Raw genomic sequence first — 24,240 nt, forward strand, 5'->3', positions numbered from 1 at the left:
CCAGTCCGGATTTGGACTGGCTTTTCTGCATACTATTTCTTTTTATTATTCTTGTTTGTATAGTTTGAAATAATCGGTTTAACATAATTTAATACTTTTTCTCTTTTAACAGGATCTTTCATCGTATCCTTAATTACTCTAATAATTAAATTCTTCATATATTGACCTTCAATCTTTCATTTAAATTTTTAACCTTATCACGATTATACATTAACATAAAAGATTGCTTACTCAGGACGCTGATTCTGAACTTTTAAATTCAGTCCGAATATGATAAGTGAGATAATTACAATGATTAACATTACTATGCGATAGACTTCAAATGAAGGTTCTATTCTCATAATCATGAATAATTCAAAGAAAAACCAGCCGCCTGTGACTGTAATAAAAGCACCTTTAAAAGCTCTCGCCAGCATCTTATCTCTGACTGCTTTACTGAGATCAGTACTTTTAAAAAACTGGACTGCATTCACAATCGCATAAATTAAAACGATCAGGAGCACTGCACTGATTACAATCATGTTGAGCATTCTCCTTTAAAATAAGCCGACAGCGAGAATCGAACTCGCATTGCAGCCTTACCATGGCTGTGTTCTGCCATTAAACTATGTCGGCATGTGTTTCCAATATATTTTACTATAGTATAATTCATAAAAAAATTCCAGTCTTTTCGGCATCTTCTTATTAAAGAGGTTCTTATGCTTCCTGGTACAGATTAAAAGTTCAATCATAATAAATATACCGGAACCGTTCACACAGTTCCGGCAGCTTTTTATTTTCTTACGACTTTCGCCAGTATCGTCCCGATTAACAGTGCCCATACCGGTGCACTGACATAAAATATTGAAATTCCCGATACAGAAATAATATAGGTGAAAATAACTGCCATTTGGTATTTGGAATTTCCAAAGCTTGTTCTCATCGTTGAAGCAAATACACCGATTAAAACAAAACCTGCGAGCATGGCCATCAGCGCTTCAGGCAGTTCAAACATCAGCGGCACAAGCGCCCACGCGAACAGTCCGAAGATCAGCATAATAATACTCGAAATCACAGAAGCGACGTAACGTTTATCTGTGTCGCCTGATTCCTCATCCGAAGCAATCGTCGTCATCATTCCCGCAACGTTTGCGGACTGGCCGCCGAAGAAACTGGTAAATATCGATAAAATACCGCTCACAGTTAAGATATTATTCGTCGGCACTTTGTAACCGCCCCGTTCAAGCGCCCCGACAGCCGGTGTCGCATCGTTGCTTAAAATCATCAGCGCAAGCGGAATTGAAATCGAGATTGCACCTGCAAGTGAAAAGTCCGGCGCATGCACAATAGGCAGGACTATTTCTGTCCCAAGTGCAGACATATCAAAGTCATAAACCAAAAAGAAGACGATGACGCTTGTCAGCACGGAGCCGAGCATCGGCGGGATTCTTAAATTCCATTTCGTTAAAATAAAAAAGACGGTGATGGCACTGATTCCAACGATGGGCAGCTCCTCGGCCGCTGGAATTAATCCGACAACGTAGCTCGTTATAATACCTGCGAGCATGGCGGAAATAATCTCCCTTGGAATCCAGCTCATCACTTTTTTAAATATGCCGGAAATACCAAACAGCATAATAATAATCCCGGTGATGATAAAACCGCCGACCAGTTCTGAATATGTAAAATGCGGAGTGACTGTGACTAAAAATGCGGCCCCTGTAATAGAATGGGCGCCGACAATCGGCATCCGGTAATAAAATGCCATAATTAAACCGAATAAGGCACCGAAAAACTGTACGGCGTAAAACCATGAGATAGTCTCGATATGAGTAAATCCGCCCGCAGCTGCCGCTTCAATGACGATAATTGGGGCACCGACAATACCGAGGGTACCCGTTATAATACCGGCGGATATATTCTGTGTATTTAAATCGTTTATAAAACCTCTGTTATATACTTTATTCATATGACTGTCTCCGTTAGCTTAAATATGTCTACTCTAATGATACCACGACTTATTAATATATAAATATAAGTGTTTCAAACAAATTAACCCCTGAAGTCGTTTAAATACTTCAGGGATTAGTTTACTTCTCTAATGATTGCAGTGTTTCCAGCATGATATTCACAGCATTTTCTATGTCTTTCCAATCTGATTTTTCGGCAGGATTATGACTGATACCGTCGATACTCGGCACAAAAATCATGCCGGTATCCATGAAAGGCGCCAGTGTATTCGTATCGTGATTGGCTCCGCTCATCATTCGCATTGTCGGCAAATCCAGTTTTGCAGCCGCCTGCTCGATTGTTTCAATAATTTTATCAGACATAGAATTAGTCGGTTTCGTTACTCCCGGTTTAATTTTCACGTCATAATTTTCTTTAATCCAGCTCAGAACTTCTTCCGGAAATGATTCCAGTCTGTCCTTGTTCCCTGAACGTACTTCAAATGTCATTTCAACCTCACCGGGAATAATTGTTGCAGCGTTGGGTCTGACTTCGAGCTGTCCGACCGTCGCGACAGTGCCGTCGTCCAGTTTTCGTACCTCACTGTTAATGTACTGCACAATCTCACTCGCCATCACCAGCGCATCTTTCCGGTATTCCATCGGCATGGTCCCGGAATGACCCGCTTCACCAAGTACAGTAATATGATTTCTGACAATACCCGCAATATTTGTCACAATACCAGTCTTGTTGCCATTATTCTCAAGCACTGTACCCTGTTCAATATGCAGTTCGATAAAACCCGCATAATTCTGAATTGTATTAGAAGCATCTTTAATCTGTTCTTTAGTCAGAGCTGCAGCTTTTAAAATATCATCGTCGAGATCATCACTATTTACCTGCCCCGTAATGACACGGCTGCCGAAAGTGCCGCCTAAAGGATTACCTTCCTCGCCGACAAGACAGACGAGTTCATAAGCTGTGTGTTGAGAATTTTGTTCTTTAAGCTGAAGCAGGCATTCAAGCGCGGCCATTACACCTAAGGCACCGTCATAGAGCCCGCCGTTCTTAACAGTATCAAGATGCGAACCAAAAGCATATACCGGTTTATCTTCAGGACCGATACGCGCAAATAAGTTGCCGATCGAATCCCGTCTGACGCTGATACCGTTATTCCTCAGTTCCTCTTCCAGCCAGTTAATCGCATCTTTCTCTTCTTTTGAAAATGCCAGACGGTTATAACCCTCTGAACCGCTGTTGAATGTATTGCCAACGTATTCAAGATTTTCTTTAATACGGTTTATGTTGATCGACATGCTGAAATCAGCTCCTTAATAACTTATAGTAATTTTTATATCGCTGTCCATCCTGCATCTATCTTAATAGTCTCTCCTGTTACATAATTTGATAAGTTAGAGGCTAGATACAGTACCCCGCCAACAACATCAGCTGGTTTTGGCAGTTCATCAAACAAAATTCTGCTGTGAACATCTTTTTTAAATTCTTCATCCTCAAACATTTTTGATGTTAAATTCGTTTCAACAAACGTTGGAGCCACTGCATTCACATTAATCTTATACTTGGCCCATTCAACTGCCAATGCTTTTGTCAGCTGCAGCACTCCTCCTTTGCTTGAACCGTATGCCGCTCTTTTTACATATCCTATAAAAGACATCTGCGATGCCATATTAATTATTCGGCCGCCTCCATTTTCTTTCATTTTCTTAGCTGCAGCCTGACACATAAAAAACGATGCTTTTAAATTTGTATCAAGCACTTTGTCCCAGTCTTTTTCTGTAATATCAAACGCATCTTTAGCAATATTAATACCGGCATTATTCACCAGTACATCAATCTGACCATATTCTTCATAAATTTTGTCAATTTTTATATTCAGAGCTGAAACGTCGTTAATATCCAGCTTAATTGCCATATTCTCTTGACTGTAACAGTCTAATTCTTTTTTAGTACTCTCGAGATCTTCAGCATTTCTACCAATAATGACTACTTTCGCCCCGAGCTTTGAAAATTCAAGAGCAATTTCTTTACCTATGCCCTTGCTTCCTCCGGTTATAATCACAACTTTATCTTTAAGTTCTGTAAAATACTTCATTATCTCATCACCCCTCAGTTTCATCGGTTTTAAGAATTTCAATCAGCACTTTTTCTCTCCTGTTATTTATTTCTCTGGAAGCCTCTTCTCCCCATTTATAAAATCCTTGGCCATTCTTAGTTCCATACTGTCCCTGTTCTACTAAATTCATAATCGTTTCACCAGAGTAATCTGCCTTGCTCAGCTCTTTAAATAAGTAATTAGATATCGCTGAGAATACATCTAATCCCCCGAGATCTGCTGTCATTAGAGGACCGGTTACAGGATATCTTCTGCCAATACTGTGAGTGACTGATGCATCTATATCTTCTTTATCCGCATAGCCGTTATCCAGCAGATATTGAGCTTCACGCAGCATCGCATATTGCAATCTGTTGCCGATAAATCCTATTATTTCTTTTTTCATGACAATCGGTTTTTTATTAATCTTTTTCAAAAGTTCCTCTGCTCTTTTAATTGTTTCTTCACTGGTTTCTCCAGAAGGAACTATCTCAACCAGAGGAATTAAATGTGCAGGATTCCAAAAATGAGTGACGATAAACTGTTCGGGATATTTAAATTCTGCCGACAATTCAGAAGGGAGAAATCCTGATGTATTGCTCGCCAGTACAGCTTTTCTACTCATAAATTTGCTTAATTTATTATACATCTCTTTTTTTATTTCAAGATTTTCAGTAATTGCCTCAATAATAAAAGTTGCTTCTGAGATTGTCTCTTTAAAACTTGTTTTAAGTTCTATCATACTTTCTATACTTTTTGCCTGGTCATCATTAATTACTTTATTATCCACCATTACTTCCAGTTTGGCTTTTATATTCTCTTTTGCGTTTCTAACCGCTTCTTCATCTATGCAATATACTTTTACAGGGTGATGATGCCATGTCAGCGAGATAACAATGGAATGCCCCATCGTGCCGCTGCCGATTACTGATACCTTTTCCATTTCCGCACCTCAATTTCTGTAATTCAAATAAGACTGCTGAAATAAATACTTCAGCAGTCTCCTTTAGTCCTTTATTTGTTACCGTATTTCCTAACACGCAGCAATCCTTGCTCCGCATGACCTGCGAAATTCTCAAGCTGGCACAATCTTGCAGCATATTCTCCGATTTTAGCACTTTTCTCATCGGAAGTTATACGCTGATAAGTCACATTTTTTATAAACTTGCCTACCCATAACCCGCCGGTATACTTAGCTGCTTCTTTTGTCGGCAACGTATGATTTGTTCCGATTACTTTGTCACCAAACGCAACATTCGTTCTCGGACCGATAAATAACGCGCCGTAGTTTGTCATGTTATCAAGGAAGTAGTCTTCATCTTCCGTAAGTATTTCAACATGTTCATATGCAAGATCATCTGCAACTTTTAATGCTTCTTCATTGTTTTTAACTAATATAATCTGACCGTATTCTTCCCATGATTGACGTGCAACTTCCCCAGTAGACAACACCTTAAGCTGCCGTTCAAGTTCTTCAACAGTTTTATCTGCAACATCTTTGGAAGTTGTAATCAGTACGCCCGGTGATGTCGGACCATGTTCCAGCTGTCCAAGAAGGTCTGTCGCAATCATTTCAGGATCACTTTTTTCATCAGCAATAATCATGACTTCGGTCGGGCCTGCAAGCAGATCAATACCTACTTTCCCAAATAACTGTCTTTTTGCTTCAGCAACAAAAGCATTACCCGGTCCTACGATCATGTCTACACTATTTATTGAATCGGTACCTATTGCCATTGCTCCCATCGCCTGTATGCCTCCGAGAATATATATTTCGTCTGCACCGGCTTTATGCATCGCATATACAGTTTCTTTAGGTATTTCACCATTGATAGGAGGAGTACATGCAATCACACGGCTGACTCCTGCAACTTTTGCAGTAAGGACGCTCATATGTGCGCTTGCTACCATTGGGTACCTGCCGCCTGGAACATAACAGCCGACACTGTTTACCGGTATATTTTTGTGTCCAAGAATAATGCCGGGTTCCATTTCAATTTCGATGTCTTTCATTGAATTTTTTTGAGCTTCAGCAAATTTTCTAATGTTGCCTTGAGCAAAGGCAATGTCCGTTTTAGTCTGTTCCGGTATCTGATTAACGATATCCTGAATCTGGTCGTCAGATAATCTAAATGCTTCCGGAGACCATTTATCAAACTGCTCAGAAAGTTCTCTTACAGCTTTATCTCCTTCATTTTCAATTTTCTTAAGAGTATTTCTCACTATTCCAGATACTTTTTCGTCTGCAGATTTAATGTCATCAACTGATTTACCCTGTTTCAATATTTCCATAATTACACCTCTATGTTCTATTTCTCTCTTCCCTCAAGAGCATTTTTATATATTTTTTCTATTTCTGTTTCTCTTAATTCAAGTGGACTTCGTGCCAGAAGACGTGTTTGTTTTAATGCGTTTTCTGTCAGCAGCTTTATATCCTTTTCTTTAATATTATAATGCTGCAGACTCTCCGGCAGTCCTACTTCTTTGACTAAGTCGAATAATTTATCTGTTATATCTCTTGAGATTTCCATATTATTTTTACCCTGCGTATCTATTTCAAAAATTGGGGCCAGTTTTGATAATTTATTGCTGCATGCTTTAATGATTTCGTCATATACATACGGGAGCAGAACTGCATTTGATTCACCATGGGGTATTTTAAAGTTCCCTCCCAAAGGATAAGCCAGTGCATGGACCCCAGCACAGCCTGCATTATAAAAACTTAATCCCGCCATTAAACTTCCAAGAGAAAGTTCGTCCTTAGCCGCGTAGTTTGTTTTATCCCACACTGCTTCTCTGATATTACGGTAAATTTTTTCAATAGCCCCTGCAGCAAGCGTATCTGTCAAAGGTGTTGCCTCTACTGAAGTAAATGATTCAATTGCATGTGTTAAAGCATCTACACCGCTAGCTGCGGCCACTTTAGATGGCAATGAATATGTGTAGAATGGATCTGCGATTGCGTAGTCTGCAATCATCAGAGGATCCGTGATTGCATCCTTGCTGTCTCCTGTTGAAAATACTGCGATATCAGTAACCTCAGCGCCTGTTCCTGAAGTCGAAGGCATGAGTATATTAGGTATCTTTTTGTTCTCAAGTTTCATACCGCCAGTCAGATTCAGGTAGTCTGCAATCCCGCCCTCCTGAGGTGCTACTAACGAAGCAGCTTTTGCAAGGTCAATTGTGCTGCCGCCGCCGAGTCCAATAATTACATCAGGACCGGCTTCTCTCACTTCTGATACAATTTCATTTCCCTTTTCGACTGACGGCTCTGCCATTACATTTGTGGAAGTGACATATTCGATTCTTTTCGAATCAAGAATAGCAGTCACTTTATCAATTGCATTGATTTCTTCTAAAATCGGATCGCATAGAAGATAAACTTTTTCAGCTCCTAAATCATCTAGTATATTTTCTATTTCCTGCGTCGATTCCATTCCATGATATATAAATTTCGGTGAAATCAATTTCATTAAAACATCTCCTCTTATTTCTCTGTAACTTCTGTTAAATTATCTTCATTTTTCTTAGTAGTAAGAAGTACTGCAATAACCATAGTAGCCATAGAAATAATTACACCAAGACCTGCTGCTGCAAATGGATTGGATACATCAAATCCAAATGGCAGATAAATTATCCAATAGGCTGCTGTACCGACTAATAATGAAATTATTGCTGAAGTTTTATTTGCACGTTTCCACAGCGATCCGATAACCAGAGGCCCGGCTGTCGAAGATACAATCCCTCCAATTCCAATCCACATAAATATTGATAAGTACTGCGGCGGATTCAGCGCAACAATTGCTGCAATAATTAATACGATAGGCGTTGCAATACGACTGATATTTAATTCAATGCGATCTGCTTTTTCTGTAGAAATATTTAACTTCGGCACAATTGAAAGTCGGAATAAATCGTTTGCCAATAATTGCGTCAATGATACGACCAGACCATCTGAAGTCGACATTACTGCAGACAATACGGCAATTGCTAAAAATGCTGCTATAAATGGTGGGAATAATTCTGTGAATAAGGTCGGAATAACTGCATCCGGCCGAATATCAATATCTCCAGGAAGTACTGCGATTGCCAGCATTCCTCCAAGACCCATCAAAGGCAGAATTGTTGCAAATACTGTCGTCCACATTAATAATTTTTTAAGATCACGATCGGATTTCACTGCCATGAATTTGTTCCCGAGATGCGGCTGAATTGCGAATGGCAAGTGAGCAACAAACAGCAGGAGTACCAGCCATAGAGAACCGTATGTTTCATTTCCTGGTATAAACAGTTTGCCGAAATGTCCTTCCGGACGTCTTTCCTGGATTGTTTGAATCATACCGCTGAAACCTCCATCAGCTCCGACAGCAAACACAAAACAAATAACGACAACTATAGCAATCAGTACCATCAGCATACCCTGTACAGCATCAGTCATAATATCTGAATGAGAACCGCCCATGAACACATATACACCAATAACTACAATGGTAATCAGGATACCGATTTTATAGTCCACACCCATCATAATCTGAAACATCGTTGCTGCTGCAACAAGCTGTGAAATGACATAGAAAATCAGAAGTGCTGAGATAATCGCAAGTACTACTCTAAGAAAGTTACTGTCGTACCGATTTCCGATAAATTCAGGTATTGTTCTTGTACCTAAAGTATCACCATATTCTTTAATTGCTTTTGCAAAGAATAGCATCCCGAACACTGTCGCTACAGGATAGAGTAATGGATACCACAGTGACGGCGCACCAAGATCAAATGCCAGACCCGGCATCCCCATAAATGTCGAACCACTTGAAATACCAGCCGCTATCACGAGGGCAATTGTGATTGGTCCATAACTTGATCGTGCTGTAGCGAAGTCATCATTATTATGTGTCTTCTTCATCCCCATAAACCCAAAAGTCATCATCATAACAACGAATGCGATAAGTAAAATCCATGACCAAAATACTACGCTTCCCATTATTTATCCCCCTCATCGACGTCCAGTAACGGTGTTCTAAATATTAAGAAATACATAATGAGCCAAGTTGCAGCGTTAACTGCCAAAATTATATATAGAAAAGTCATATGCATTTATCCCCTTTGTAAAAGTCCATATATTTTGTTCTTTTTGGATATCTTTTTCTTCATTCCTGTCGATTCTTCAACTAAAAATATTTTATTCCCCACTTCTTCAATCGCATATGGCAGGTAAACAGTATATTCTGTAATTTTCTTTATCTCCGGAAAGCTCCAACTCTTCTTTTGATGTATATAATAGTTCTTCAGCATCTTCTCTCCGTATTGATCAACATCATAATCCAGGCTGACCGGAAGAGTAATGTCATACTTTTCAGTTTTGAAGTCTTTTAAACTCTCATCGCTGAATGAAGTCGATGTTTCAATAAGATTTGTTGCTAAAAAGTGCGTTAGTCCTTTTTTTCTCATCAGAGGCAGAGGTTTATATTTTACCTGCCACTCAGAAATCAGTACCGGCAAGTTAAATTGTGCATTAGACATATTTCAAACTCACCATCTTCAGCTGTGACATTTCTTTAATGGCATATTTTATCCCTTCTGTTCCATAACCTGAATGACGTCTGCCGTTATAAGGCATGTGATCGAAGCGCACTGTCGGGACGTCATTAATCAGTACCTGCCCGTAATCAAGGTCATTCGAAAGCTGCAATGCTTCTTCGAAGTCTGAAGTGAAGACACCTGCATTCAGTCCAAAAGAACTGTCATTTAATATCTCTGTAATATTTCTTCCTTTTAAGTTCTCAATGACCACAACCGGTCCAAAGATTTCCTGCCTGCATATTTTCATGTCTTCAGTTGTCCCTGTAATAACTGTTGGTTTTACTGAACCTTTATATATCTCTCCGCCAGTCAGTATTTCTGCACCGCCTTGTTCTGCTTCTTTAATCCACTCAATTATTCTTTGCTGGGACTGACTATCTATCAAATCTGAGTAATCTGTTGTGTGATCGTTCAAAGGTCCGTATTGAAGCTGTTTTGTTTTCTTCACGATTTCCTCGATAACGCTTTCAAAAACTTCATCGTCAATGAACACCTTCTGCGTGCTTATACAGGCTTGTCCGTTATATGCAAAAGCACCGTTAACTACTTGCTCTGCAATGTCTTTGATATTTTCCTTTTTCACATTTTTTGAAATATATAGTGGTGAAGTGCTGCCAAGTTCCAACGTTAGTTTTCTCAGGCCTATTTTGTTTTTAAGAATTTCACCTACTCTGACACTGCCTGTAAACGATAGTTTTTTGATTTCATCATGTGAAAGTAAAGCATCCGAGACTTTTTCACCATCACCGGTAACAACCTGCATTACCCCTTCCGGCAGACCTGACTGCTCAAGTAAATACTTTAAAAAATAAGTAGAAAAAGGTGTTTTCTCTGAAGGTTTTACTATAACTGAATTACCAACAGCTAATGCTGGTCCTACTTTATGAATGACGAGATTTAATGGAAAATTAAACGGAGTCATTGCATATACCACACCAAGTGATTCATACTTTGTAAAAGCATTTCTTCCCCCGCCATTTGCTGCTACATCTAAATTAATATATTCCCCTTCTAATTTTGATGCTTCAATGCCGGAAAGCTTTAATGTCTGAATCGATCTTTCAACTTCCTGCATAGCAAACTTTACCGGCTTTTTGGCTTCATAACTGATAATTTCAGCGATTGTTTCTTTATGTTCTTCCATCAATTTTGTTGTATTTAAAAGAATTTCTGTTCTTTGGTAGAGCGTTGTTTTTCTATACTCTAAATATTTTTCCTGTGCTGTTTTAACTACATCAGCTAGAGCCGGCTCATCAAAATCATAAATAGTTAAATTTTCCAGAGAACCAATATATTTATATGGGTACGTATTCAAATTATATTTTGAAGCTTTCTTAATCTCATTTTCTATAACCTTTGTAATTTCCATTTTCCCACCCCTTTATTTAGCACTTCATTTTTGAATACGTATTCAAAAATGAAGTTAAACAGTGCCGCGTTCATATAACTTACAAGGTATCGTTCTTTGAAACTCGTTCTGTTCTCCTTCTTCAATCATTTTGAATAATTGTTCTACAGCTATTGAGCTTAAGTGTTCACCTTCCACCGGACCTATAGATGTAAGATTTAAAGAACTATGCCTCAATGTTTCCGTATTATCAATTCCTATAATTGCTATATCTTCAGGTATTCTGTAATCCATTTTTTGCAGGCAATCGATTAATGTTAAAGCAATCATATCCGTCGCTGCGAATAAAGCAGTCGGTTTATTCTTGAATGACAGAACTTTGTTGAGCTCCTGCTCAATCAGCTTCGGTTTCTGTTTTGTAATAGATATATTTGAATCACTGTATTTAATATTTAATTCATCCAGTGCTTCACAGAAACCTTTATACCTGTTTAAAAAAGTAGATTTTTCAAGTTCACCTGAGAAGAAATGAATATTTGTATGGCCCTTCGAAGCTAGATACTGAGCTCCAAGATAGCCAGCCTGATAGTTATCAATTTCTACAAAATTCCCGCCATTTTTGTGTTTTCTGTTGAACATTATATAAGGAATACCCAGTTTCAGCAGCTCATCAAAATACTGACTCTCATAATACATTGACGATAAAATAATTCCCTCTGATTTCTGGCTGAATACCGTTTTGTATAAGTTTTCTCTGCTGACATCCTCTTCGAAAAACACATTCACAGTAAACCCTTTTTTATATGCTGCATTCACTATCGTTCTTGTAGCCTCTACAAAAAACGGATTATTTAAAGTTCCGGAAATTAAAGAAATTTGATTTGTTTTATTACTGATTAACGATCTAGCAACAGAATTCGGAATATAATTCAGATCTTTCATAACCCTTTCGACCTTGTCTCTTTTCACTTTAGAAACAGACTCAGGATTATTGATAACTCTTGAAACAGTCGACTGGGAAACCCCTGCCTTTTTCGCAACGTCTTTTGAAGAAACCATGTCCCACCTCGTAAATTTATGTAAAACGCTTACAAATAGTATTAAATCATTATCTGATAATTGTGTCAATAGCATTGTAAAAAAGACTACTAATTTAGTAGCCTTTTGAATAACTATGTATAATCTCTCTTATATTTTTTCCATTTTATTTTGTTCATTATCAATCATAACTATATTTCTTTATTTCTCTCCATCTATAAATCGATACATATTATAATCCACCGGATGTTTCATTATAAAATTCATCTTAGCCACTTTATGTTGATCATCCGTTAATCCAATCGAGGCATTCTCTGCCGATTTTAAATCGATATCTACTTCGCCCATATAATAATGATAGACACCTTCGTCATCATCTCGCTTTATAAACAGATGTATAGCCGTGTCCTCGTTTTTGTAGTCTTCAATAATTTCTCTATTAATCTTCGAGTTTAAATCCGTTCCTTTTCTCGTATACCATTGAAATATATGTGAATCTAAAAATCTATCATCATAACGGACTGATTCATCAATATCATCACTTTTATTATAATTCACAAATATTGGCGTTGTATTATGTTTATTTTTATAACCATATATCGTGCTAGTCTCATCCTTCTCCCAATTCAACAGTCTACATACATCTGCCCTACTATACTTCTCATTAATTGTTAATTGAGTAGATTGATCATATTCTTTAGCGTTTAATAAAGCTAGGTCAATTAAATCTTCTACCTGTTTTTTAAAATATTCATCTTTCAGTGAAGTCCTAAACTCTTTCGTCAGATAAATATTTTCACCTCTAATTTCTATAAGAGGATATTTATATTTCTCAGTTTTCTGCATTGTATAAAATTCTAAGGTAAACATTCTTATGATTGATTTCATCGTTTCATCAGACATATAATATTTTTTCTCATTCATATCCCACTGGAATTTTGCTTTATTTACAGGTCCTTTGAAAAGTTGCTGAAGTAACAACACTTCGGTCACACGCTTCCCATCAACTATTTCCTTAGATAGGAAAGTTAGGATACGATCTTGCCCATTCGTTAACGGCTCTGTTTCTTCTTTTATCTTAGATAAAAATTCAATATAGTGATCAAACTTATTTAAAACTAGCATTGGATTCATTGAGTCTTGATCTATTTGCAGGTCAACTAAAGTCGGAATATGCCCTAGCTTATTTTTTGTATAGTGATACATCCGTTTTAAGTTCGCCATTGAATCCAAAGTAGCTTTTGAAATAGATTTAAAAATTCTATCCTGTGCAATTCTCTCAAAGTTAATCGTCGATTCACCAGTAATTAAACTTCTATCAACTACATCTTTTCGTAATTTATCTTTATTAAAAGATTTATCTCCAGTTAAAGCCACAGGAATTAAATAGTTATTTTTATAGTTACCGATAAAATCAATCACTGTAAGAAATTCTTTATCCTCATGCTTCCTTAGACCCCGACCTAATTGTTGGACAAAAATAATACTTGATTCTGTTTGTCTTAACATTACAACTTGGTTTATTGAAGGTATATCAACACCTTCATTAAAAATATCTACAGTAATTAGATAGTCTAACTTATTACTTTCGAGTAATTTAACCGCTTCCTGACGTTCTTCTTGAGAATTCATCCCTGTCAGTGCTTTTGTTTTATAATTTCTTTGATTCAGTAATTCGGAGAGTCTATGTGCTTCCTCTCTATTAGAAACAAACATTAAACCACGTACTTTTTCGCCTGCGTGAGAGTAATAATATAATTTATCGATAATATGTTGAATTCTATCTTGATCTAGTAAATCGCTCAAAGAACTTGTGTCGTTAATAGTTTCCCCATTTACAACATAATCCGTCACACCAAAATAATGAAATGGTGATAATATTTCTGCTTCTAATGCTTTTTGTAGTCGTATCTCATAAGCAATATTGAAATCAAATAAACCAAAGATTTCATTATTATCTGTACGTTCAGGAGTCGCTGTCATCCCTAATAAAAACTCAGGTTCAAAATAATTAATAATTTTAGTATATGAACTAGCACTGCTTCGGTGGGCTTCATCTATTACAATATAATCAAAAGCATCTTTAGGAAATTGTTCTAAATGACTTTCTTTTGAAAATGTTTGAACCGTTGCAAACATATACTTAGCATTAATATCTTTTTTAGAGCCGCTATAAATGCCGTAATCATTTGGATCTCCTCCAAGCAAATCTCTATAATCGTTCAATGATTTCAATAAAATTTGCTCTCTATGTGCTATAAACAGCACGCGTTCTGGATTTACATTCTTTACATCAAATGCAGATAAATAAGTCTTACCAGTACCAGTCGCTGAAACAACTAATCCTTTTCTCTCTCCAGTTAAACGTAGGTTTTTCAAAGAATCTAATGCTTCCTCTTGCATTAAATTCGGGGTGATTTCTTTTGGATCAATGTTGTCATAACGATAAGGTTTTTTAGTTTCTATTAGCTGTAGTACCTTATCATCATGTTTAGTATCTGCATATATTTCATCATATTTTCTAATCCATTGTTGTGTTAATAATGTTGAATTATTCCATAAATCATCAAACTGTGATTTAAAATACTGAATAACCTCACCATTATCTAGCGAAGTCAATTTTAAATTATATTCATAGTTCTTCTTTAACGCGGCATCAGTCAAATTAGAACTACCAATGAACATAATAGAATAATCTTTTTTATCGAATACGTAACCTTTGGCATGGAAGCCTGATTGATCAGTAATATGTACATCTAAATTTGGTATCTTCAGTAGCTCTTTGAAAACTTTTGGTTTATTAAAATTTAAATATGTAGATGTGATAATCTTTCCACGTATACCACGTTTGTTAAGCTCATATAACACCGTTTTAAGAGATGCGATTCCACCTTCAGTAATGAAAGCCACTGATATCACGAAGGACTCACAAGACTCCAATGCATCGAGCATAGGTGACAATACATTCTCTTTCTTAGAATTTATAATTAATTCTGGTGGATAATGAGAAGTTTTCGTTGTAAAGCGGTCAATAAAACCACGTTCATAAGCGTTTAATAAGTTTGCTTTTCTTGACTCCATAACATCCCTCTTGATCTGTAGATATTACTTTTATTATATGGAAGGTAAACAGAGAAAGAAAGACTAAGAGGTAGATAGGATAAACCTAGTTATTTCTATATTTCGTTTGTCAAAATAAGCTAGACAGTTGCTTATCACCCATGTAACTCAAAAAGACTTCCAACGGCGTACGATAGTTCAATGATTTTCTCGGTATGTGGTTTCTTCTTGCGGCAACAGATGAGATAAAAGTTTGGTCGACCGTGTTGAAATCCATGTTTTTGGGCAGTCCATCTCTCCTGAGCAATCCATTGGAATGTTCATTCAGCCCCCGTTGAGACGGTGTCCCAGGATATAATTAGATAAATAAAATAAGATAAATCGTATCTTTATCTAAGAAGAATAAATAAAAATGAACCTGAGAAATAATATGCATTCCCGGTTCATCCGTTAAAATTTTCAAATTTCATATATTTAATTTAACTCAATCTTACCTAGTCCATTTTCAGTCTTCACAGGCCAGCCTCTGTTATAGCTTTTCTTATTTCCCTGCAAACTAATCCGATGCAGCTTAAGGTTAGACAATTGATTATCCCTAAACTCCCAGGAAGCGATTACTGATTGCCACACTTTTTTATTGATATACAATCCCCTTGTATCCCTTCGACTTCTGATCCTCAATGCTTCCCCCACACCAGACGTTACATGAACCTGAGTAAGAATAAAGAAATCTCAGGAATGTACGTAATTAATAAGAGACCCGCTATATTAAATACTAAGAACTTCGATATCCCAGGCAGCATCTCCTTCATCTCCAACTTAGTAATAGTCTGTGCAATGAATATGTTCATACCAAATGGCGGCGTGTACATACCTATTGCAAGATTCGTCACCATTATGATTCCCAGATGAACCGGATCGATGCCCATCGCTGTCGCTGCCGGAAAAATTAATGGCGCCGTAACTGTAATTGCTGCAATTCCTTCCATAAACATTCCCATAATTAATAGTATGATATTTAAAATCAGCAGGAAGAGTATAACCGAGGTGACATTCTCAATCATAAAACTCGATACTTGCTGTGGAATTTGTTCTCTGGTTAATACCCAGCCGAATAGCTTAGCTGAAGCTACCAGTACTAAAATCTGTGCTGAAGTAATCGCAGAATCAACAGCAATTTTAAATGTATTCTTCAAACTCAATTCTTTATAAACAAAAAATCCGATAATAAAGGCGTACACTGCTGAAACTACAGCTGCTTCTGTCGGGCTGAATATTCCTGTGTATATACCGCCAAGAATTATTACAGGTACTAGAAGTGACCAAAATGCTTTACCAAAACTGCTTGTCAGTTCTTTGCCAGACGCTCTTTTATTTTTTGGAATGCTATGCTTTTTCGCATAGATGTATATATAAACTATGGAGGAAATACCCAGAACAATCCCGGCAGTAATTCCTGCTATGAATAAGCTGCTCACTGACACTCCGGTAACAGCAGCAAATATAATTAACGTTATACTGGGCGGAATCACAAGTGAAACTGCTCCCGATGAAGCTAGCAGCCCACCGGAAAATGATTTATTATATCCACCCTTTATAAGTTCCGGATACATAATTTTACCTATCGCAATCACTGTAGCAGGACTGGATCCTGATAAAGCTCCGAAGAACATACTTGCAACTTGTGTTGTCAGCGCTATACCACCCGCTAAATGTCCTACCAGTGCTCTTGAAAAATCTAAAATCCTCCTCGATAAGCCTCCGCCATCCATGACATTGGCTGCCAATACAAAAAATGGCAAAGCCATTAAAGAGAACGCATCCAGTCCCGAAAACATTCTTTGAATTAATACCATCGGTATAATATCACTGAATACTAAAACCGATATAAAGGATGCCAAACCTATCGATAAATAAATTGGCACACTTATGATGAGAAAAACTAATAGCAATATAATCAACAGTGTTATCATAGCCAGTCCCCTTTTACTTAGTTATTCATTATGTCCGTGTTTAGTTATTTCTATTGTGTTAAGAATTAAGTGCAGTAAAGACAGTGCAGCGCCTACTGGTATTGCTAAATACACCCAAAATATGCCTATTTCAAGTGAAGGTGTGATTTGACCGCTGTGAAAATTAAATATTGTAATCTCCATTCCGTAATATATCAGCAGCAGCATAAAAATAATGGATATGATGTTGATTATTATTTGCAGTAATCGACTACCTTTATCAGGCAGACTTTTTATTAAGATATCTACACTGAAATGAATTCCTTTCTTAAAACAAATCGCCATTCCGATAAATGTGATCCAAATCATCGAGTATCTGACAAACTCCTCCGCCCATGTCGTATTGGCATTAAAAAAGTATCTCAGTATAATATTTGCAAACAGTAATAATGTCGCTAAAATAATCATTATTCCAACAAAATAATTTTCTGCTTTAACTAATGTTTTCAAATGACTTCACCCTCCTATTCTGGTAAATTAATTTTCTATTTTTTCAATTTCAGCTCTTACATTGTTTAATATTTTCTGTTGTTTCGGTGTATTGTAAACTTCTTCCCATAAAGGCTCAGTAACACTTCTAAATTCCGCTATGTCTTCATCAGTGAACTGATAATAATTTTCTGCCGAGTTTTTGATTTCCTGCCTATAGTCATCTTCTACTTCAGCCAATGCATCCCGTGAAGCTTTTCTCGCCTCTTGTTCGGCATGTTTTATCATTTCTTGAGTTTCAGGGTTAAGTGCTTCATACCACTCCTGATTTGCAATCAGCATATATGTCATTGAACCGTGATAACTTTCTATAATATTGTTTTGAACTTCGTAATACTTATTCATATATACTGTTTGAATAGGGTTTTCCTGACCATCTACAATTCCTAACTGCAGCGCATTATATACTTCTGAATACGCCACTGGAATAGCATTTCCTCCCCAGTGTTTAAACTGATCGACGAGCACCGGCGATTCCATAATTCTCATCGTTAAACCTTCAATGTCTTCAGGATTTTTAATCAAAGTATTGCTGGTAGTCATTATTTTATATCCTCCGGGCCAAAAACCTAGACCTTTCAGTCCTGCATCTTCTACTGAATTTAATATTTCTTGTCCCGCTTCACTATCTAGTACCTGATACATTTTTTCTGCTTCAGTCGGCCAGAGGTATGGTAAATCAATGATTTTTACATCTTCTTCAAATGGTGTAATGACTGCTGCCGGCTGCATTGTAATATCAATTTCACCAATTTGTGCAGATTCTACCTGTTCCCTCAGTGCTCCAAGCTGTGATGAGGGGTATAGATCTACTTTTACTTTGCCTTCTGATTTTTCTTCAATTACTTCCTTGAACTTTTCGGCGCCTAAGTGTTCGGTACTTGCTACTGATTGATTGTGGCTGAAAGTTATAGTAACTTCCTGTTCATTATTATTTTCTGCCTTCCCACCGCAGGCTGATAAAAAAACAGTTCCTGCAAAAATTACACAAAACATTTTTATATGATTCAATGTTTTTCCCCCTTAACACTAATTATGTAAGCCCTTATATTTATTATTTCATAGAGTACTACAGATATACTTATTATGTTACATTAATCTTCTGAATATTTTACTATTAATTTATATAAAATAAAGGAGAGAAAATTGTCCTTATCACTAATTTTCTCTCCTCATATACTTAATCATTGTATTCATTAAAATTTTTCATTTTTAAAATTTCTAAGGCTAAATTTAAGTTGAATTTACCTTCCTCATCATTCCTGACACTATATAAGGTTGTCAGCAATAATTCATTACCTTTTAGCCACTTAGCAACTTCGGGTACTTCGATAATTGTAATATGTTTTACAATCCGGCTTAACCCTTTATGACCAGTAGTCCATACAACTCAACCAATGCCTCTTCTTTTGTCATAAAATCCCCCCTATTTTATTATTAACCTTCATTAAAATTTTGAATATTGTACTAAAATTTATATAGGAAAAAACTAAAAAACAGACACTATTCAGCATCCGTCTTTCCAAACTTCATCACATGCTCATTATTCTCTTCATCAAACTCCTGCTCTTCAAACCCCAATGACCTGAGCAGTTTTCCCATCACATCATTGCCTTTCACATAATCTGCAATGAGAACATCAAACCTGTCATCACTTTCAAACATCTCCATCACTTTCTCCACAATCGCTCTGCCGTATCCTTGGCCCTGATAGTCCTTATCCACCATCATCCGCCAAATCATTAATTCTTTTTCTTCCTCGTCTTCATCCAGAAGTATAAATCCAACTACCTTATCCCCATCCTGCACCGCATACGGGAACACGTCTCCCGCTTCCCTGTACAGATATGCGTCCGCAATCGATCTCACATTTGGCGCGATAAACTTGCCTTCGTTCTGCTCGTCTGTCACTTTCAGTCTCAGCACCGTTTCGTAGTTATCTTCATTGATTTTTACAAATTCAACCATCATCCCATCCCCTATTCCACCGCTTCACTTACAGTTAATTTTCATTTACTCGTCCACAAGTCTGCTGCCTTATCGATATCTTTACACACAGCATAGTGTGGAAAGTCTAAGTTCTCCGGTATTTCTTCATTTTTAAAATCGCCAGTACAGTAAAGCCGGTGATGAACAGCATCAGGGCCAGCAGTTCATTCCATATATACGGCCAGCCGTTCCCTTTGATTATTACTTCAGTCAGTGCTTCTCCCGCATATCTTAATGGAAATCCGTAGCCGATGCCGTTAAACCAGTCTCCTATATGAACGAAAGGAATCAAACCCGATAAAAATATCTGCGGCACAGTTATCAGCAGAATAATTATCATCAGCTGAAACTCGGTATTCGCCAGCATCGAAACAAATATACCTGCAGCCGCTGCACTCAATGCCAGCAATATATTAATAACAAAAACAAAGGCCAGGCTGCCTGTAACATTCATATCCAGCAGATAGATTGAATACAGTACGATGATTGCAGTCTGCAGTGTCATAAACAGACCGAAGCCGGTTAAGTATCCCAGAATAATTCCGCTGCGCCTGACTGATGTCGACAGTATCCGTTCTGCAGTTCCCGCTGTCCGTTCCCGGAACAGCATAATCGATGTAAATAACAATGCAAAGAAAAATATCAGCAGCCCCGTCAGAATTGGAAACATTTTTTCAAAAAACGTGCTCTCTGAATGCCCGTACAAATAAGATGTTTCAATCTCCATTTCCGACAGCACAGCTTCTTCCGGCAGGGCTGAAATTACTCTTTCCAGCCTTTCATTTTCTATCGCCTGAACCCCTTTTTCCACTGCCCGCTGCACAGCGGGCGTTTTTGACGGGTCTTCATTTTTATAAGTTATATTCAAGGACTTATCAGCTATAGTGACAAATGCATCCAGATCGTCCGCATCAAGGAGAGTTTCCAGCACCGGCGCCAGTTCATATGTGATGACCTCCACATTATCCGGCATTCCTTCAATAAAGGTGGTATTCGTTGTATCCGGCACACCTAGCCGTATACTTGTGTTATTATTCACATCGAAAACCAGATACATCAATGTCAGCACAGCAAGCGGCACGAGTATCATCAGAACCGGTATTTTTACATTTTTCAGCATGCTTTTGTATAATCTTTCGATGATCGCTTTGATACCATTCATATAACCGCCTCCTTATTGATGAATACTTCTTCGATTGTAGAGGCATTAAACTCATCCATCAGTTTTTTTGGTTTGCCCTGTGCGAATATCTTACCGTCCATAAGCAGCGCTGCAGTGTCACACTGCTCCGCTTCACTCATCATCTGAGTCGCTACAATAATTCCTGTACCCGCATCCGCAAATGTTCTCAGCTGATTCCATACCCATATTCTTGACTTCGGATCAATACCGGCCGTCGGCTCATCCAGCACGATAAACGGCGGTTCTCCGAGCAGTGTAATCGCCAGAGACAGTCTCCGCTTCATGCTGTTTGAAAACTTTGACACTGCTTTATGCCCCGCATCCTGCAATTCCACCAGCCTGAGTTTTTTATCTATCTCATCTTTTAAGTTCCGTCCTTTTAAGTTTTTAAGTTTGCCGAAAAATACCATATTCTCATAAGCTGTCAGCGTTTCGTACAGTGCTGTTTCCTGGCTCATATAGCCGATTCTGTTCAGCACACTCAGCTTCGGCATTTTTTTATTTAAAACATGCGCTTCTCCGCCGGTTAAATCTTCCATGCCGATCAGGCAGCGGAGACATGTTGTCTTTCCAGACTCCTCCGGCCCGATCAGTCCGACTATTTCTCCCCTGTTTACAGTTAAATTAATATCAGTCAGCACCTGCTTAAAGAAAAATTTTTTCTCCGCTTCTCTCAGCGAAGCAATAATTTCAGTCATTCCCCACCACGACCTTTACGCACTCATTTTTTACTTGCAAATACCATTTTTTCTAAGCATATCATTTTTACAAAATAAAAACTGCCTGATGAAAATTCATCAGGCAGTTTTTAACTAATGATTCCGAGTGGGATCGAACCACCGACCTCTTCGATGTCAACGAAGCGCTCTCCCGCTGAGCTACGGAATCGTAATTTGTTTACTTATACAGCTTACGTCATTCCGTATTAAAAATCAACTTGATACTGAGATAATCAGATTCAATTTTTATTAATACCTGAATATTATAATTTTTATAGGCAGGGAGTTGTATATGTGCTAATCTATATCCATACAAAGGGGAGGTTTACAATGGATAAAAAATTAAGAAGAAAAGTATTATCAGCAAGTTTAATTGGTTCATCAATCGAATGGTTCGACTTTTTCCTGTACGCGGCGGTTGCAAGCATCATCTTTAATACGCAGTTCTTTGTGACCGACGATGAATTTCTGTCGACCATACTCGCCTACTTCGGGCTTGCTTTATCATTCTTTATCCGTCCTTTAGGGGGAGTCATCTTTGCACATATCGGTGACAGAGTCGGACGGAAGAAAACATTAATTATTACACTCAGCCTGATGGGACTCGCTACAGCGGGCATCGGTTTACTGCCTACATATGCTCAAATCGGTGTTGCCGCACCGATTCTTTTACTCCTGCTCAGATTGATTCAGGGCCTCGGCATCGGCGGAGAATGGGGCGGCGCCCTTCTGCTCGCCACAGAATATGCGCCGAAAAACCAGCGCGGGCTGTTCGGCAGTTTCCCGCAGATGGGAATTCCTATCGGCCTTGTGCTTGCTTACGGTTTTTTCTTTTTACTGACCTGGGCAATGCCTGAAGAAATGTTCCTCGCCTGGGGATGGCGGATTCCATTTATCTTCAGTCTGCTGCTCGTTATTGTCGGACTGCTAATCCGTAAAGGGCTCGACGAAACACCGGCCTTTGTGGCCATGCAGAAAGAAGCCGCAGAGAAAAATGAAGTCAGAAGGCTGCCTATCATTGAAATCTTTAAGAAACATCCGAAAGAAGTACTGATTACGACCGGAGCGAAATTTGTTGAGACCGGGCCATTTTATATCTTCACAACCTTTATTGTCGGTTACGGGGTCGCAAGTCTCGATGTATCCTTTGAGTTTATGATGCTGTCGATTATGGCGGTATCCGTGCTCACAACGATCATGATTCCCGTAATGGGCAGTCTGTCTGACAGAGTCGGCCGGAGAAAAATGTTCCTGATCGGTGCGGCGGCGATGCTGATTTACGCATTTCCATACTTTTTTATCGTCAATACACATGAACCGATGCTCGTTATTTTAGCGACCTTTATCGGACTGGTTGTAATCTGGCCGCCGATTACAGCGATTCTCGGTACAATGTTCTCCGAATCATTCAGCAAAGAAGTACGTTATACTGGTGTAACCCTCGGTTATCAGATCGGTGCCGCAGTGGCCGGAGGATCTGCGCCGCTGATTGCGGAGTTCCTGATGAATCAGTTTGACGGCTCAAGCATACCGGTATCGCTGTACATTATTATGACAGCCGCCGTTTCACTGATTGCGGTATTTGCACTGCAGGGAGAAACAGCGCAGGATAAAGAGGATAGATTAATCAGCGAAGAAAAATTAATGAACGCCGAATAATAGATGGAGTGAATACATTGATTACATTGACAGACAAAGAAATAGAAGAAAAATATAAAATCAGCCATGCAATCAAAGACGTCAACGCGATTTTAAAAGATTATAACGAAGACAACATTGTGGAATCCATTCGTACCGTACTGCCTGCAGGAGAAGACAGCTCGATGCTGTACATGCCGTGCATCAGCTTAACCCAGCAGGTATCGATAATTAAAACAGTGTCTATTTTTCCGAACAATAAAAACCTGCCGACGACGCAGGGAAATATTTTAGTAACAGACCTGACAGACGGCGCCCACAAGGCGACGATGGACGCATCGTATTTAACGAGACTCCGCACTGGCGCGATGACAGCCATCGCCACTGATAAACTGGCACGTGAAGATGCGAAAACGCTCGGTGTAATCGGCACGGGCAATATGGCCTTCGAACAAGTTTTAGGTGTTGTGGAAGTCCGTGACATCCAGAGAATTTATCTCTATAACCGTACACCGGAAAAAGCGGAGCAGTTTAAAGTACGGCTCGAAACATTCGGTATCTGGGCGGATATCGAAGTGATGACAGACGTGGATGCGCTCGTTGAACAGAGCGATATTATCAACTGTGCCACGCAGAGCAAGGCTCCGGTGTATAATGGTGAACTTTTGAAAGAAGGCACTCACGTTAACGGTGTTGGGTCATTCACACATGAAATGAGAGAAATGGACCGCACCGCTATTAAACGTGCCGATCATATTTATGTCGATGACATGGACGGTGTAAAAGACGAAGCCGGAGAACTGATTGACGCGGTGGAAGCCGGAATAATCAGCTGGGATGATATTAAAGGTACACTTGCTGAAATATACGACCAGGGCTATTTGCGCCAAAACGATACAGACATCACGATTTATAAATGCGTCGGCGCAGGCTACTTTGATTTAGCAGTGGCAGGCGGCGTTATGAAGATGTTTGCTTAATAAATCTATAATAGGACAGGTGAATCCGAGAGGATTTGCCTGTTTTTTTGTTTTAAGAGATGGAAAAAACATCAGCCTCTCTTCCCGTTTATTCCGTCATGTATCTCCTGCAAAAGATGATGTATAATTTAAACTAAGAGAAAACGTTTATTCATTACAAAC

At 38.4% G+C, this 24,240-nt stretch carries 21 protein-coding genes, 2 tRNA genes and 2 pseudogenes; 2 read left to right on the forward strand and 23 right to left on the reverse strand.

Features of this window, described 5'->3' with window-relative positions; translation table 11 throughout:
- Positions 1–32: 32 nt before the first annotated feature.
- The 23 genes and pseudogenes from DFR63_RS12000 to DFR63_RS06900 all read right to left on the reverse strand — a co-directional run bounded on the left by DFR63_RS12000 (position 33) and on the right by DFR63_RS06900 (position 21,629).
- Positions 33–158 (reverse strand): hypothetical protein, encoded by a 126-nt coding sequence (locus DFR63_RS12000; protein ID WP_281271285.1) that lies wholly within the window; start codon positions 156–158, stop codon positions 33–35.
- Positions 159–227: 69 nt separating this feature from the next.
- Positions 228–521: a hypothetical protein gene (locus tag DFR63_RS06790; RefSeq protein WP_115885188.1), complete on the reverse strand. Its 294-nt coding sequence runs from the start codon at positions 519–521 to the stop codon at positions 228–230.
- A gap of 23 nt (positions 522–544) precedes the next feature.
- A tRNA-Thr gene (locus DFR63_RS06795) sits at positions 545–615 on the reverse strand.
- Positions 616–772: 157 nt separating this feature from the next.
- Positions 773–1,948, reverse strand: coding sequence for a benzoate/H(+) symporter BenE family transporter (locus DFR63_RS06800; protein ID WP_115885189.1), 1,176 nt, complete (start codon positions 1,946–1,948; stop codon positions 773–775).
- Positions 1,949–2,069: 121 nt separating this feature from the next.
- Complete coding sequence (locus tag DFR63_RS06805; RefSeq protein WP_115885190.1) at positions 2,070–3,245, reverse strand: Zn-dependent hydrolase; 1,176 nt, start codon at positions 3,243–3,245, stop codon at positions 2,070–2,072.
- A 35-nt stretch (positions 3,246–3,280) separates the two neighbouring features.
- Positions 3,281–4,042 carry an SDR family NAD(P)-dependent oxidoreductase gene (locus tag DFR63_RS06810; protein ID WP_115885191.1) on the reverse strand — a complete coding sequence of 254 codons (762 nt, stop codon included), beginning with the start codon at positions 4,040–4,042 and terminating at the stop codon, positions 3,281–3,283.
- Between the two features lie 7 nt (positions 4,043–4,049).
- The gene (locus DFR63_RS06815; RefSeq protein WP_115885192.1) at positions 4,050–4,985 is read right to left on the reverse strand and encodes a 3-hydroxyacyl-CoA dehydrogenase family protein; all 936 of its coding nucleotides are present in this window, start codon (positions 4,983–4,985) and stop codon (positions 4,050–4,052) included.
- A 71-nt stretch (positions 4,986–5,056) separates the two neighbouring features.
- The gene (gene hisD / locus DFR63_RS06820; RefSeq protein WP_115885193.1) at positions 5,057–6,337 is read right to left on the reverse strand and encodes a histidinol dehydrogenase; all 1,281 of its coding nucleotides are present in this window, start codon (positions 6,335–6,337) and stop codon (positions 5,057–5,059) included.
- Between the two features lie 14 nt (positions 6,338–6,351).
- Entirely contained in the window at positions 6,352–7,515 is a 1,164-nt protein-coding gene (locus DFR63_RS06825) for an iron-containing alcohol dehydrogenase (RefSeq protein WP_115885194.1), read from the reverse strand.
- 14 nt (positions 7,516–7,529) lie between these two features.
- Positions 7,530–9,023, reverse strand: coding sequence for a sodium:solute symporter family protein (locus tag DFR63_RS06830; RefSeq protein ID WP_115885195.1), 1,494 nt, complete (start codon positions 9,021–9,023; stop codon positions 7,530–7,532).
- Between the two features lie 113 nt (positions 9,024–9,136).
- Positions 9,137–9,562, reverse strand: coding sequence for a hypothetical protein (locus tag DFR63_RS06835; RefSeq protein ID WP_115885196.1), 426 nt, complete (start codon positions 9,560–9,562; stop codon positions 9,137–9,139).
- Positions 9,555–10,991 (reverse strand): aldehyde dehydrogenase family protein, encoded by a 1,437-nt coding sequence (locus DFR63_RS06840; RefSeq protein ID WP_115885197.1) that lies wholly within the window; start codon positions 10,989–10,991, stop codon positions 9,555–9,557. Before DFR63_RS06840 ends, DFR63_RS06835 begins: the two co-directional genes overlap by 8 nt.
- A gap of 54 nt (positions 10,992–11,045) precedes the next feature.
- Positions 11,046–12,029, reverse strand: coding sequence for a LacI family DNA-binding transcriptional regulator (locus DFR63_RS06845; RefSeq protein ID WP_162842302.1), 984 nt, complete (start codon positions 12,027–12,029; stop codon positions 11,046–11,048).
- A gap of 180 nt (positions 12,030–12,209) precedes the next feature.
- Entirely contained in the window at positions 12,210–15,089 is a 2,880-nt protein-coding gene (locus DFR63_RS06850; protein ID WP_115885199.1) for a DEAD/DEAH box helicase, read from the reverse strand.
- 109 nt (positions 15,090–15,198) lie between these two features.
- Positions 15,199–15,420, reverse strand: a pseudogene (locus DFR63_RS06855) (transposase); the annotation flags it as partial.
- A 349-nt stretch (positions 15,421–15,769) separates the two neighbouring features.
- Positions 15,770–17,041 carry a TRAP transporter large permease gene (locus tag DFR63_RS06865; protein ID WP_115885201.1) on the reverse strand — a complete coding sequence of 424 codons (1,272 nt, stop codon included), beginning with the start codon at positions 17,039–17,041 and terminating at the stop codon, positions 15,770–15,772.
- Positions 17,042–17,062: 21 nt separating this feature from the next.
- Entirely contained in the window at positions 17,063–17,530 is a 468-nt protein-coding gene (locus DFR63_RS06870; RefSeq protein WP_245954156.1) for a TRAP transporter small permease, read from the reverse strand.
- Between the two features lie 27 nt (positions 17,531–17,557).
- Entirely contained in the window at positions 17,558–18,580 is a 1,023-nt protein-coding gene (locus DFR63_RS06875) for a TRAP transporter substrate-binding protein (protein ID WP_245954157.1), read from the reverse strand.
- 169 nt (positions 18,581–18,749) lie between these two features.
- Positions 18,750–18,935 (reverse strand): annotated as a pseudogene (locus DFR63_RS12075) (PucR family transcriptional regulator ligand-binding domain-containing protein); the annotation flags it as partial.
- Between the two features lie 137 nt (positions 18,936–19,072).
- Entirely contained in the window at positions 19,073–19,537 is a 465-nt protein-coding gene (locus tag DFR63_RS06885; protein WP_162842303.1) for a GNAT family N-acetyltransferase, read from the reverse strand.
- Between the two features lie 106 nt (positions 19,538–19,643).
- Positions 19,644–20,720 (reverse strand): ABC transporter permease, encoded by a 1,077-nt coding sequence (locus tag DFR63_RS06890; RefSeq protein WP_115885204.1) that lies wholly within the window; start codon positions 20,718–20,720, stop codon positions 19,644–19,646.
- Complete coding sequence (locus DFR63_RS06895; protein WP_115885205.1) at positions 20,717–21,439, reverse strand: ABC transporter ATP-binding protein; 723 nt, start codon at positions 21,437–21,439, stop codon at positions 20,717–20,719. The genes DFR63_RS06890 and DFR63_RS06895 overlap by 4 nt, the downstream gene beginning before the upstream one ends.
- Positions 21,440–21,557: 118 nt before the next feature.
- Positions 21,558–21,629: transfer RNA gene (locus DFR63_RS06900), tRNA-Val, on the reverse strand.
- A gap of 161 nt (positions 21,630–21,790) precedes the next feature.
- On the opposite strand from DFR63_RS06900, the gene DFR63_RS06905 reads away from it, so the two are divergent.
- Together DFR63_RS06905 and DFR63_RS06910 are read left to right on the forward strand one after the other, a co-directional pair.
- Positions 21,791–23,119, forward strand: coding sequence for an MFS transporter (locus DFR63_RS06905; protein WP_115885206.1), 1,329 nt, complete (start codon positions 21,791–21,793; stop codon positions 23,117–23,119).
- 17 nt (positions 23,120–23,136) lie between these two features.
- Complete coding sequence (locus DFR63_RS06910) at positions 23,137–24,078, forward strand: ornithine cyclodeaminase family protein (RefSeq protein ID WP_115885207.1); 942 nt, start codon at positions 23,137–23,139, stop codon at positions 24,076–24,078.
- The last annotated feature ends 162 nt before the right edge of the window (positions 24,079–24,240 follow it).

This window comes from Jeotgalicoccus halotolerans (genome assembly GCF_003387165.1).
In the GTDB taxonomy this organism is placed as follows: Bacteria; Bacillota; Bacilli; order Staphylococcales; family Salinicoccaceae; genus Jeotgalicoccus; species Jeotgalicoccus halotolerans.